At 41.6% G+C, this 12,649-nt stretch carries 11 protein-coding genes; 6 read left to right on the forward strand and 5 right to left on the reverse strand.

Annotation, left to right across the window (positions count from 1 at the left end):
* Positions 1-338 precede the first annotated feature (338 nt).
* The gene (locus ESV85_RS08285) at positions 339-905 is read left to right on the forward strand and encodes a hypothetical protein (RefSeq protein WP_146916511.1); all 567 of its coding nucleotides are present in this window, start codon (positions 339-341) and stop codon (positions 903-905) included.
* Positions 906-1,288: 383 nt separating this feature from the next.
* Here the strand turns inward: ESV85_RS08285 and ESV85_RS08290 are convergent, their stop codons facing one another.
* Both ESV85_RS08290 and ESV85_RS08295 read right to left on the reverse strand, forming a co-directional pair.
* On the reverse strand, positions 1,289-3,022 hold the full coding sequence (locus ESV85_RS08290) for a M14 family metallopeptidase (protein ID WP_146916513.1): 1,734 nt from the start codon (positions 3,020-3,022) through the stop codon (positions 1,289-1,291).
* A gap of 12 nt (positions 3,023-3,034) precedes the next feature.
* Positions 3,035-4,642, reverse strand: coding sequence for a M14 family metallopeptidase (locus tag ESV85_RS08295; RefSeq protein ID WP_146916515.1), 1,608 nt, complete (start codon positions 4,640-4,642; stop codon positions 3,035-3,037).
* A 257-nt stretch (positions 4,643-4,899) separates the two neighbouring features.
* On the opposite strand from ESV85_RS08295, the gene ESV85_RS08300 reads away from it, so the two are divergent.
* The 3 genes from ESV85_RS08300 (at position 4,900) to hemH (ending at position 8,126) form a co-directional block, all read left to right on the forward strand.
* Positions 4,900-5,730, forward strand: coding sequence for a universal stress protein (locus ESV85_RS08300; protein WP_146916517.1), 831 nt, complete (start codon positions 4,900-4,902; stop codon positions 5,728-5,730).
* Between the two features lie 6 nt (positions 5,731-5,736).
* Positions 5,737-6,972, forward strand: a complete 1,236-nt coding sequence (locus tag ESV85_RS08305; RefSeq protein ID WP_146916519.1) for a cation:proton antiporter — start codon at positions 5,737-5,739, stop codon at positions 6,970-6,972.
* Positions 6,973-7,073: 101 nt separating this feature from the next.
* Entirely contained in the window at positions 7,074-8,126 is a 1,053-nt protein-coding gene (gene hemH / locus ESV85_RS08310; RefSeq protein WP_146916520.1) for a ferrochelatase, read from the forward strand.
* A 139-nt stretch (positions 8,127-8,265) separates the two neighbouring features.
* On the opposite strand, the gene ESV85_RS08315 is transcribed toward hemH, so the two are convergent.
* On the reverse strand, positions 8,266-8,658 hold the full coding sequence (locus tag ESV85_RS08315; RefSeq protein WP_146916522.1) for a PIN domain nuclease: 393 nt from the start codon (positions 8,656-8,658) through the stop codon (positions 8,266-8,268).
* A complete protein-coding gene (locus tag ESV85_RS08320) occupies positions 8,655-8,849 on the reverse strand; it encodes a type II toxin-antitoxin system VapB family antitoxin (RefSeq protein WP_146916524.1) in 195 nt (64 codons plus the stop codon). The genes ESV85_RS08315 and ESV85_RS08320 overlap by 4 nt, the downstream gene beginning before the upstream one ends.
* Before the next feature lie 330 nt (positions 8,850-9,179).
* Between ESV85_RS08320 and ESV85_RS08325 the strand changes: the two genes are divergently transcribed.
* Positions 9,180-10,343, forward strand: a complete 1,164-nt coding sequence (locus ESV85_RS08325) for an AIR synthase related protein (RefSeq protein ID WP_146916526.1) — start codon at positions 9,180-9,182, stop codon at positions 10,341-10,343.
* Positions 10,344-10,511: 168 nt separating this feature from the next.
* A complete protein-coding gene (locus ESV85_RS08330) occupies positions 10,512-11,861 on the forward strand; it encodes a neutral/alkaline non-lysosomal ceramidase N-terminal domain-containing protein (protein WP_317130780.1) in 1,350 nt (449 codons plus the stop codon).
* Here the strand turns inward: ESV85_RS08330 and ESV85_RS08335 are convergent.
* Positions 11,850-12,455: a class I SAM-dependent methyltransferase gene (locus ESV85_RS08335; RefSeq protein ID WP_146916530.1), complete on the reverse strand. Its 606-nt coding sequence runs from the start codon at positions 12,453-12,455 to the stop codon at positions 11,850-11,852. The genes ESV85_RS08330 and ESV85_RS08335 overlap by 12 nt on opposite strands.
* Positions 12,456-12,649: the final 194 nt, after the last annotated feature.

Consider the following 12,649-nt stretch of genomic DNA (forward strand, 5'->3'; position numbering starts at 1 on the left):
TCCTTTTGTCATGAGGTAATTAAATTTTGTTTATACCAAAATAACAAACAATTATTTCACAAATAGCCCAAAAATCAAAATGCAACGAGTTCCGCTATCGATTGCGGGAGCATTTTATTAAATTCACATTTTTTACAATGTTATATTACGGAATCATTAACAATAATCTTTTTTTATTGAAGTATTTGCAATTGTGTTTTTCAGTCGTACCTTTGAATCATAATAACAAACCAATCGGTTACCCCGATGGAATCTGTAACCCAAAATACTCACTTAAAGACGGATCAGCCGTCTGGCGGTTACACAAAATTTAGAACCTACTCAAACCAATTATTAAAATGAAAAAATTATTCACTTTGCTTTTTGTAGCGGGGATCGCTGCAGGAGCGTTTGCAAAATCTGAAGGAACAACAGTTCTAATTAGAAAAACTGAAACTACTAAGGTAGCAGTGTCCTTCAATGAAGCACCACAAGGTACTGTGATCGTGAAAATCACAGATTCAGAAGATCGTTTGATCTTGAGAGACAGAATCAACAAGGAAGAAGCTTTTGCTAAGAAATATGATCTTAAAGATCTTCCTCAAGGATCTTACTCTGTAGAAGTTATGGACGAATCAGGCGTTTTAAGAACTGCTTCTTTCAACAACTTCGTAACAGAAGCTCCTTCTGTATTCTCTAGAGTATTTCCAATGGGTGACGACCAATACAGATTGCTTGTAAGCAACCTACAAGCTAAAGATGTAGAAGTGATGATCTACGATGGTGAAAAATTGATCCACACAGAGAAAATCGATAATCCTCAGGGACTTCATAAAATCTATACACTAAGCAACCTTAGTGGAGCAGGTATCAACTTCAAAGTGAAAACTGCATCAGGATTTGAAGGATACGTGACTAGCCTTTAAGCTAAACCAACTTTCTATATTTCAACCCCGCTTGAGCAATCGAGCGGGGTTTTGTTGTTTATAGGGATTTGTACTTTGATTTTTCGCCGAGTTACCTACTCTCATTTAATGTTATCCTGCTTCTCCAGTAGCAGGATTTATCTATACAATAAATTAGAGCCGTACCTAAAGGCACGGCAGATCGTACAAAAACCTTCTTTTCTACCCATAGGTCGTCCCTAAAGGGACTTGGATTCAATCGAGCTCAAACTTGCGACCTATACCCAAACCTCCGAGATCTTTGCGGTAATCCATGCTCAAAAAAAAAATGCGAAGCATCACTGCTCCGCATTCTTTTCTTCATTATTAAACCAACTGATCAATGAATACTGACCACTGCGACTCTATTTCTCTTTCTTCCAACTAGCTTTTCCACCTTTGGCAGAATCAACCGTAATGGAATAATTAGATCCTGAAGATACTATCCACTTCACTTTTACTCCAGTCATTCCCGGGACATTGTCTACCAGCATTTTCTCAGGATTATTTTTTTGCTCAGTCAACTTGTTAAAGTCTTCATCTTCCACAACAAAACCTGCCACAACTTTGGCTCCGGAAATAGATACATAATCCGGTCGTTCGATTTTGTATTTGAGATCCTGACTCGCATGAGTCGGCATTAAGCGCTCGTTGAAGATCGTAGCTGTGATAGCTTTCAATCCTCCACCAAGATCTTCTTCCTTCACATCCATTACAGATAGCTTTGGAGTGTGATAAGCATGGTAAATCGTGAACGCAATATTTCTATGTGCATCTTGCTCAAGCAGGAAACCTGGGTGAGCACGTCCGAAGTTTTTCTTAAAACCTCCAATTTCCACAGTTCCAAACTGCGGATGATCAAACTCATGCCAGTTGACAAAAGCATCACCCATAGTCAACATCTCATCCACTTCGAACATTTCATTTTGGCCTCCAGACTGCTTGTGAAAATATAGATAGGGAACCATCAACTCATTAGAGAACGTAAATACTCCTCTGACTCCATAAAACCAATCTAATTCTCCTCCGAACACGGAATACAAATCTTTGTAAACAGTCAGGTAACGGTAACCAGGAATCATTTCTTCGCCCTTTTTCCCTAGCGCATCATAGATTTGGATGTCACTACGATTATAAGTGCTTACATCTTCCTCTGCTCCTGGACCTCGAAGTATCATCCCACCTGAATTGTGGAAACTCTGAGCTCCAGCGATATTCGGATGCTTCATCACAAACTCCATTATCGAGCGATTCTCAGGTAAGGTAAATGGGTATTTCAGTGCTCCACGCTGTATGTAATCAGGTTGCCAGTTCCAACCCCAATCACGGTTTGGATCATAATACCCTACTCCATCATCATTTACACGACCATCGCCATCACCATCTGTACCTTCTTGGCCAAGCATTTCGTATTCACCCATTTTATCTGCGCCTACCATAATTAGCTTGCGCGGATCTTGTGGGTCTTTGATGTATCGACCAGTTGGAGACTTTCGGATCATCATGGTAATATTCCCATCACCATCCAGATCATCCATTCCATCCTCGCCTGCTACTCCATCACCGTCGTTATCCAGAATCATCATTCCGGACCGTGGTGAATTCGCTGTATTTGGCTCCAAGAAGAAATTATTTCTTGCATCAGGATTGATCGTAGGTGTAATGTAAAAGACCTTATCCTTCAATAGCTGCTGAATAAATTCATTATCAGCAAACATTTCTGTCAGGTACCAAGCGCCATACAAGGAGAATTCTCCACCTTGAATTTCATTGGAGTGAATATTCCCATCGATCCACATACCTGGCTTTTCTGTGTCCTTACCAGTAGAAAAATCGGTAATAGTCAAGGTCCACATATCGCGACCTTCATAGGATTTGCCTATAGATTCGAGCTTAGCGATATCAGGATGCGCTGCCGCAATTTTCTTCATATTATCCACCAAACCTTCATAAGTATTGTAGCGATTAAAAGCGATATCTACTTTTGGGTTGTGAGGGGTTCCAACAGCGCGGAAAAATTTCTCCTGCGCATCTGCTTTATAACTTACAAGGCTAAGTGCACCTACAGCCAAGGCAATGAACATTTTTGTTGTTTTCATCTTTTTCATGGCTTAGAGTTTTACAGTTGAAGTAGTGAATCCAGCATGAGAAGCGCCGGCCTTTACTGTCACATTTCCTGATCCTTTGATGATCCAGCTAAAACTAGCTTTCTCAAAAGAACCCAGTGATTCCATAAGCTCAATCTTATTTCCAGAGACGATTTTGTCTGCAGCGGCATCTATATCGACCCTGATTTTGCGAAGCCATCTGGATTTTTCACCCATTTCTGAATGCGTAGGCATCGACGAGTTATTGAAAAGATCCATCGTCACTCGAGTCAATCCATTTCCAAGTGACTCCGTTTTTACGTTATGGATTTCCAGCTTTGGCTGCATCTCCGCCAGCTTAAGAATGAATTCTGTATGCTGATCTGCGATCTCACTTACTTTTTCAAATGAAGGAGTTGTCATCACAAAAGGCTTCACACCGCCTACTTCTACCTTTTTATCAGGAAAGTCAGGATGCTTCACTTCTGTCCATGGCACAAAAACATCATTCATGTCCAGCGAATCCGCCCAAGCCAAGTAATTTACTTCTGCATTTGACTTGCCTTTACCAGTAGAGTCCTTGTATTCCGGAACCCAGTAACCTGGAGTACTGAAACTCAATCTACCAAAGTGGAAATAGGCCCATTGGAAGAAATCACCATCAGTTCCTTGGTTGTCTTGCTGGAAACCTTTCTGTTTCACCGTCTCTTTGTAGAGGTCAGAAACCAACACATTAAGCGCCTGATCTTTCTCCAAAATGGAAGTGACTACTCTTTTCTTTGCATTTCCCGCATTGTATTTCAAGGGTGAAGTCAAGTTGTTAGCTGGAGAAAAAGTCACAAAAGCAAAAATATTCCATTGCTCGAAAAGGTAATCAAGCATAGCTCTTGACTCTTTTTGTGTCACCGGCATATCACCAGCCAATGGCTCAAATACTGGGAATTTGTATGTCAAAGACTTGTTGAAGGCTATTCCTTCTTTCAAGTCCTCTGCAAATTCACCGTCTTTGTCATCATCTTTTGACTCCTTATAAAGGGAGTACTTGCCTGATTCCCCTTTAGAACGATCTGCTTTTACAAGCACTCGTTCATCCTCTTTTGAAATCATATAGTCACCCATTGGATCTTCTACACGCATCATGGTGATCATTCCATCGCCATTTAGATCTGAATAAGCGCTTCCACCTGGAATGCCATCTCTATCGTGATCTACCGAAACTGCATTTCCCCTTCTCTCATATTTCAAAGAAGCATGGTATTGCTCGTAAGCATCTGGAGACATATTTGGGAAAATGTAAAAAGTGCTCGCTTCAAGTGCATCTGAATGATCAGCAACTAGCTTTTCTGCAAATTGCACTGCAAGTTCAACGCTCAAAACCTCGTAACCTTCCACTCCACCGACTACAGCAATAGCGGGTTTTTGGTCTAGTTGCCCTGTGCCTATTTTCAGCACCCAGATGTCTTTTCCGCCTTCTGTTTTGGTAAGTGAGGTGAGCGTAGCTGAGGCGTTGGAAGCCACGCGCTGCAAACGTTGATTAAGTTGACTGATAGTAGGGTAATCCGACTGCGCAACCGCAGCTCCTGAAAGCCCCATACCTCCGATCAACAACCAACTGAGTAGTGTTTTTTTCATGTATTTTTTGTTTGTCATTTAATACCATCCCGTAGTTAACGGAAGGTATCTTGGTTGGATTTATATTTCTGTTTTACCAAATCCTAAAAAAGATTGATATATGAATTTTACTAAAAATTCGGGATAATATGCCCTTTCCTTTTTCTGAATGCAGAAATAGCTCTTGAATGGATATGGATCAGGATAAATGGAGTTGAACCCTATCTATTGTACAGATGATGAAAATTCGCTTATTTAAGGGCATTAGCTTTTTTAAAATGTATCAAAAAGTAGCCCTTGCCATAGCTTTTTCCCCACGGATGGAAGCTCTTATTTCAGAAACAAAACGTCTAGTTGAGCTTTTCGGCTCTGAACTGATCCTTATTCATATTGGTAAAAAAACCGATGAACTGGAAACCAAACTTGACGAAATAATTGTGAAAACAGGTTTGGACAAAGTTAAAACTAAACTGATCTGGAAGGAAGGCAAGCCGGTGAAAATGATCATCCAAGCATGTAAGGAGGAGCAAGCAGATCTTCTGGTTGCCGGTGCCTTAAAACGTGAAGGGTTCTTGACCTACTACATGGGTTCGGTAGGCAGAAAAATCATCAGAAAAGCTCCTTGCTCAGTTTTGACACTTATCGAACCTAAAGTAGGGTCTACCATTTTCGAGAAAATTGTTCTGAACGGAACGCAATTAGAAATCACTCCACACGTGATCGAAGTAGGGATTAATTTTTCCAAAAAAATAAATGCTGAGCAGGTTCATATTTTGAATGAAATCAAAATGTATGGCCTTCAAATGGGCACTGCTAGCGAAGACTCAGAAGAAGAAGCCTCTCAGACTCGCCGACAGTTAGTGCAGAATGAAATGGAGTATGTGGAGGAGATTATGAAAAAAATAGATCCGGGAGATTTGAAGCTTAATATAAAAGTGACTGGTGGAAGATGGGCCGTTGAACTAGCCAGATTCTGCGAGAAAATTGAAGCTGATTTGCTCGTGGTAGGTGATGATCATAAGTTGAATTTCTTCGACAGGATATTTCCACATGATTTGGAAGACCTATTGAGCACCTTGCCTTGTAATTTATTAATCGTAAAAAATTAAACCTCCATGGAAACTTTAGGCCATAAGGAGGTAATTAATTTACTCCTCCAGCTCGCATCTATTCTTATTCTAGCAAGAGTTTTTGCTGAAATAGCCAGAAAATTCAAACAACCTGCTGTGGTGGGTGAAATTTTTGCCGGAATAATTCTTGGCCCGACTATACTCGGGAATTTCTTTCCCGGAGCACATGAGTATTTATTTGCATCCAATGAGATGACCAATATAGCCTTCGATGGCTTCGTCCAGATCTCAGTGGTGCTTTTGCTATTCATCGCTGGTCTGGAAGTTGAGTTACATATCGTGTGGAGTCAGGGCAAAAAAGCGCTTTACATAGCCGTAGCCTCGATGATCTTGCCGATCATAGCCGGGTTTGTCGTCGCCTATGCCTTCCCTGAGTTTCTAGGAGTCAATATCAACGATAGAATTGTTGCATCCACCTTCTTTGGACTTGCTATTTCCATCACAGGTTTGGCCATAGTCGCCAGGATTCTTATGGATTTGAACCTGTTCAAAACTTCATCAGGCCTACTGATCATAGCAGGGGCGATGATCGTGGATGTACTCGGCTGGCTAATTTTCTCGGTGATTTTATCGCTATCTGAGTCTGGAAGTGATGGTTTAGGAGTATGGCCTACCATTGGACTCACGCTACTTTTCACCTTAGGCATGCTGACCATAGGAAAAGGACTCATCAATCGTGTCTTACCATGGATTAATAAAAAAATGGCGTGGCCTGGCGGATTACTTTCTCTTTCCTTAGCACTATGCTTTTTAGCTGCATCTTTCACCGAATTCATAGGAATACATGCCATTTTCGGTGCATTTATCATCGGCGTAGCCCTTGGTGATTCCGAGTATTTGACGGAAAAAGCCAAGGAAATTCTTCACCAGTTTATCAATAATATTTTTGCTCCTATCTTCTTCGTATCGATTGGCCTAAAGGTGAACTTTATCACGGGCTTTGATCCGGGAATCGTCGGCGTGGTAATTATTGTGGGCTTAGTGACCAAGTATTATGGAGCCTATTTCGGAGGAAGACTGGCAGGTATTCCCCGGAAAGAATCCATCGTCGCAGGCATTGGTATGAGTACAAGAGGAAGCATGGATATAGTCCTGGGACTGATCGCTTTAGAAAATGGTTTGGTGACCGAACCACTCTTTATCGGACTGGTTATTCTAGCAATAATCGCCAGCATGAGTGCTGGACCTCTAATAGGCTGGGCAAGGAATCTAAAGATCTAAGAGTTTTTTTCAATCATCGATTATTAGGATCAATTGGCGAAATCTAACAATAGGACGTATTTTTGGGTTCTCAATCGGAAATCCTCTCAATTAGAGCACACATGAATAAAACCGGAAAAATCGGCGTTTTGCTGGTGAACCTGGGAACTCCAGATAGTACCGCCACCGGCGACGTAAGAAAATACCTTCGTGAATTCCTGATGGATGGTCGTGTAATAGATATCCCAGTTGTTTTTAGATGGATGCTCATCAATCTGATTATTGCCCCTTTTCGCGCTCCAAAATCAGCTCATGAATACAGAAAACTTTGGACTGATCGAGGCTCTCCCTTGCTTTTTCACACACAGGATCTTAAAGATAAACTGAAAGAAAAGCTTGATCCCAAGCAGTACACAGTAGCTATGGCCATGCGCTATCAAACTCCTTCTATAGAAGCTGGACTGGAGGAATTGCGGAAAGCACATGTGACCAAAATCATCGTCCTTCCACTCTTTCCACAGTATGCTTCTGCATCAACAGGCTCCGTTCAGGACAAAGTGATGGAAATAGCCAGAGGCTGGCAGATTATTCCTGACATTTCATTTATCAGTAATTTCATAGAGCAACCTCTATTTCTAGAGGCTTGGGCAGAGAGAGGAAGAGCAATGTTGGAAGGAAAAGAATATGATAAAATTCTCTTCTCTTACCACGGACTTCCGGAGCGACACATACTCAAAGGTTCCGTAGATGGCTATTGCCAGCTTGGTGCTTGCTGTAATAAATATGGAGCAAAAAACCATTATTGCTATCGTGCTCAATGCTTCAAAACGACTCGTTTGATAGCCGAGAAACTAGGAATCCCAGAAGAAAAAACTGTGAATTGCTTTCAATCCAGATTAGGAAAAGACCCTTGGGTAAAGCCCTATACGGATGATGTAATTGATGAGTTGAATAAGCAAGGAGTGAAGAAAGTCTTGGCATTCTCCCCGGCTTTTGTGGCTGATTGCCTTGAAACTACCGTGGAAGTAGCCGGAGAATACAGAGATAAATTCCTCGAAGGGGGCGGTGAAGAATGGGACTTGGTACCAAGCCTGAACTCAGAAAACACCTGGGTAGAATGTGTGAAGGAGATGGTGCTGGAACATTCTGGAGTTACTACTCAGGAAATGCTTTAACTGCAGTAAAAGCATTGATTTCGCGATGATTTAATTTGACCGTTCGTGAAAATCCATTTCCACTTTATAATTAAAAAACAGAATAAGTCGATGGCTGGAAAGTCTTCGGCTTTTTTTTGTGACACTTTCAGGAATTCATTTAAATCACAGACTTCAACCCCAAATGAATCACAATTGGATCAAAGTCTTTATCACTGTGAAGAAGAAACACTTCATTTTTGATGCAAAACGTAGCTATAACAACATCAATTGTTTTGCGGATCGTGATTCCTTTTTTCCTTAAAAACCTGAAATTCTGAGCTGATGCAACTGCTAATTCTTTTCCACCAAGGCTAAAAAAGTGTAAATCCTCGAAAAAACTTAGAGCATCTGAAAAGCTCTTGTCTGAATTAAAACCTTGAAGAACTTCAGTCATTATCAAATCACCTGTGCAGACTATTTCCTGACCAAGTGCTTCATGCAAAAAATCAGTTTGCAAATTCTTCCTCCCATTAAAATAATCTATCCAAACAGAAGAATCTACCAGAATCATGAATCTGTCCTCATTTTTTCCAAATCACCTTCCCATTTTAATTTACCTCGATATTCTTTAATCCGCTTTTGTTTTTTCAAGGTTAGAATCAATCTCAAACCCTCCTCTACTGTAGCTTTCTTTGTAGTCAATCCAGAAGCTTTCATTGCTTCCTCCATTAGGTTTTCATCAATTTCAATATTCGTCCTCATGATGTGTATAGTTTTACACAATATACACATTTTACAATTTCACAAAAACACCATACATCTTTCTTCCGACAAACCAACTCTAAATTGGAAATCAGGTTTCTCACCATATTCCTAATGAAGATTACAATAATTTAGGACTAAGTGATGAGGGCTGTCCGACGCTAGGCGGATTTGAACCACGTTAAGTGTGCTTGCTCTAAGTAATCATCCAAACTTTTAATCTGTACTCTTTGCGCGAACTTTTCGAACTTTGTGGTTATTGATTTCACCACCGCCAACTTTACCCTTCTTATTCATCCATTTTGCGGAGAACCTATTAACTTTGCCCCCATGAACGAGCGATACATGCAGCGCGGAGTTTCCGCCTCCAAAGAAGATGTGCATCAGGCCATTTCAAAACTTGACAAAGGCCTTTACCCAAAGGCATTTTGTAAGATCGTGGAAGACACACTTGGAAACGATCCTGACTTCTGCAATATCATGCATGCTGATGGGGCAGGAACCAAATCTTCCTTGGCATATTCCTACTGGAAAGAGACTGGCGATGTGAGCGTGTGGAAAGGTATCGCCCAAGATGCGATCATCATGAACACCGATGATTTGCTTTGTGTGGGCGCTATCAACAATATCCTCGTTTCCTCTACAATTGGAAGAAATAAAAATCTGATCCCTGGCGAAGTAATCTCCGCGATCATCGAAGGCACCGAAGAGGTTCTTCAGATGCTTCGTGACAATGGTGTAAACGCTGTACTTACCGGCGGAGAAACTGCTGATGTGGGAGATTTAGTTCGCACGATCATCGTGGATAGCACTGTTACCTGCAGAATGCGACGTGACGAAGTGATCTCCAATGATCAGATTCAAGGCGGAGATGTGATCGTAGGTTTGGCTTCTTTTGGTCAGGCGAAATACGAAACAGCCTACAACGGCGGTATGGGAAGCAATGGACTTACTTCTGCCCGTCATGATGTTTTCAACAAAGTGTTAAAGACAAAATACCCTGAGAGCTTTGATTCGGCTGTTCCAGAAGATCTGGTTTACTCAGGAAAATATAATCTTACTGACCCTGCTCCAGGCGCACCAGTTAATATTGGCAAGCTTGTTCTTTCACCGACCAGAACATATGCACCTATCATGGTGGATGTACTGAACTACATGAGACCTAGAATCCATGGTTTGGTACATTGCAGCGGTGGAGCACAGACAAAAGTCCTCCATTTTGTGGACGATGTGCATGTGATCAAAGACAATCTTTTTGAAACTCCTCCCCTTTTTCAAATCATCCAGGAAGAAAGTGGAACGGACTGGAAAGAGATGTACAAAGTCTTCAACATGGGGCACAGAATGGAAGTTTACCTTGACGAGCGCTACGCGGAGGAGATCATCGACATCGCAGAATCTTATGGCGTAGAAGCACAGATCATCGGTAGAGTAGAACCGCACCAAGGCAAGAAAGTAACGATTACTAGCCCTCATGGCGTTTTCGAATATTAATAAATAATCTGATTAACCGAAATAATGCCAGTAACAGTATTTTCTTTGCTTATCTGGCGGGAAGACCGATGACGGGTGACCGAAGTACCTGCAAAACTAGTGTTTACCATTTATTAAGTCACTTTGGTCTTTATCTGATAAAATTGTGGATATCCATATTAAATGGCAATGAAAAGGAATAACATCTTACTTAAAACAACAAAAGTCCTAAGCTGGACTTTTGTTGTTTTGGTGGTAATTGGGTTGATCCTATTGACAAAAGTAGATCGCTCACCGATTGAGGATCAGGACTTTTATACCGAGACTTTGGAGCGATTAGATCAAAGTACTTTTTCAAACACCCAAGGCGAGACCTGGATCGCTGGCTGGTCAAGCTCCAATATGACTCCAGCCGAACCTGCGGATCTCGTGGGCTATGCGCCTAGAGGAAAATACGAATTCGTGCAAGACAGCAGCTATGTCAAAGCATTGGCTCTTTCGAATGGAAAAACCCGCATAGCCTGGCTCAATTATGAATTGCTGATCGTACATCCTTCTCTTGCGGAACAACTACAGACAGCTATCAAAGAAGCAAAACTGCCAGTAGATCAGGTGATTTTCACTGCTACGCATACACATTCGGGAATGGGTGGCTACATGCCTGGTCCGATGGGAGAAATTGCTTTTGGCGGATACGATCAAAGCATTGTGGATTTGATGGTTTCGAGCAGCCTATCCGCTTTGCAAAATGCTATTGCTACCCAAGACACCGTTTCTATCACCTATCGCAAGTCAGACGCAGGGGATCTCGTCGCCAATAGATTTGTGAAAGATGGGCCGACAGATCCTTTTGTCCGTCAACTTATTTTTACCAAAACCTCTGGTAAAAAAGCCACTTTCCTCACCTATTCGGCACATGCTACTACGATGAGCACGAAGTTTATGGGCTTGTCCGGTGATTATCCTTTTTACCTGACCAAGGACCTGGAAGCTGGTGAGTTTGACTTTGCCATGTACGCTGCAGGAACTGTAGGAAGTCATAGACCATTGAGACCTGGAAATACACCTGAAATGGTCGAGCTATATGCGCATCAATTGGATTCGACATTGAATTTAAGAATGACTTATTATGCTACTGTCAAAAATCACCGGATCAGAACTGGCTACTTGCCGATTTCATTGCGAGAACCGCATCTGAGAGTTTCAGATAATCTTCGCCTTCGCCCTTGGCTTTTCAATTACCTATTAGGCGATACCAACGCTCATCTGGATATTACTCAGATTGGCAATACGCTAATGATTGCTTCAAGCGGAGAACTCTCTGGAGTATTCTATGAAAAGTGGGAGAAGCTGGCGCAAAGCAAAGGATTGAATCTTATCATCACGACATTCAACGGAGGCTACATCGGCTACATCACGCCTGATGAACTCTATGACGAAAACTTCCATGAAGTGAGAGAAATGAATTGGTACGGGCCTGGTAACGGCAAATACTTTGATGAGATGATGATGGCTATCATCAAGAAGTCAACTCCCTAGTTTTTCCCAAACCTGCGCTTTCACCCAACCTTTCAGAAACTCCTTTTCCGAGTTTCTCTTCCAATTATTGACAAGGAAAATTCTCTCATAATCAGGAATACTTGCCCGCTTATGATTCGTAACTATCCTAAAAAAGGTGATCATGCTTCTGTTCAAAAACTGCTGATATAAGTTTTTGGGAGCAAAAAAATCAGCTAGGTAAATCGTCCCTTCCGGCTTAACGCTTTTTCTAATTTCTCCCAAAAGACTGGAGATCTCTTTATCTTTCATCGTGTCCAGCACAAAATGAAGCCAGACTTCATCAAATAACTTTCCCTTTTCGGCTTGAAAAAAGTCCAAATGAAAGGTCAAGTCACTTTCTGCTAAATTTATTTTAGCCTTGCTGAGCATCGCTTGGGAGATTTCCCAGTATTCCCCTGATAGCTGAGCTTGGAAGTTCTGATAGTCAAGACCATCCCCACCGCCGATAATTAAGATTCTTTTTCTCGATAGATTTTCCGCAAAATTGGTTTTTGCCAGCATCAATTGATCCCCAAAAACCAGTTTGGTCAGGCGATTGTAAAATGGAGCGAGGAAACTGTAATGATCTTTCACTAGTTTAAAGGAATGGAATAATTATCCGCAATTATGCCTGTAAATCAAAATGACCTCGACTTCGCTCGGCCACCGGAAATCAAATTAACACTGAAGAGGGGGATAAAATGCGGCTGCGCCGCATTTTATCCCCCTCTTCTCCAAAATATTAATAATCGGGCACCGAGCGAAGTCGAGGTGAGGTATCATAAAAT

Source organism: Algoriphagus aquimarinus (assembly GCF_007997215.1).
Lineage (GTDB): Bacteria > Bacteroidota > Bacteroidia > Cytophagales > Cyclobacteriaceae > Algoriphagus > Algoriphagus aquimarinus_A.

Coding starts and splice junctions, on each gene's coding strand:
- hemH (WP_146916520.1), top strand. CDS start 7,074: ATGAATAAAACCGGAAAAATCGGCGTTTTGCTGGTGAACCTGGGAACT.
- ESV85_RS08300 (WP_146916517.1), top strand. CDS start 4,900: ATGTATCAAAAAGTAGCCCTTGCCATAGCTTTTTCCCCACGGATGGAA.
- ESV85_RS08285 (WP_146916511.1), top strand. CDS start 339: ATGAAAAAATTATTCACTTTGCTTTTTGTAGCGGGGATCGCTGCAGGA.
- ESV85_RS08315 (WP_146916522.1), bottom strand. CDS start 8,658: ATGATTCTGGTAGATTCTTCTGTTTGGATAGATTATTTTAATGGGAGG.
- ESV85_RS08330 (WP_317130780.1), top strand. CDS start 10,512: ATGAAAAGGAATAACATCTTACTTAAAACAACAAAAGTCCTAAGCTGG.
- ESV85_RS08295 (WP_146916515.1), bottom strand. CDS start 4,642: ATGAAAAAAACACTACTCAGTTGGTTGTTGATCGGAGGTATGGGGCTT.
- ESV85_RS08325 (WP_146916526.1), top strand. CDS start 9,180: ATGAACGAGCGATACATGCAGCGCGGAGTTTCCGCCTCCAAAGAAGAT.
- ESV85_RS08305 (WP_146916519.1), top strand. CDS start 5,737: ATGGAAACTTTAGGCCATAAGGAGGTAATTAATTTACTCCTCCAGCTC.
- ESV85_RS08320 (WP_146916524.1), bottom strand. CDS start 8,849: ATGAGGACGAATATTGAAATTGATGAAAACCTAATGGAGGAAGCAATG.
- ESV85_RS08290 (WP_146916513.1), bottom strand. CDS start 3,022: ATGAAAACAACAAAAATGTTCATTGCCTTGGCTGTAGGTGCACTTAGC.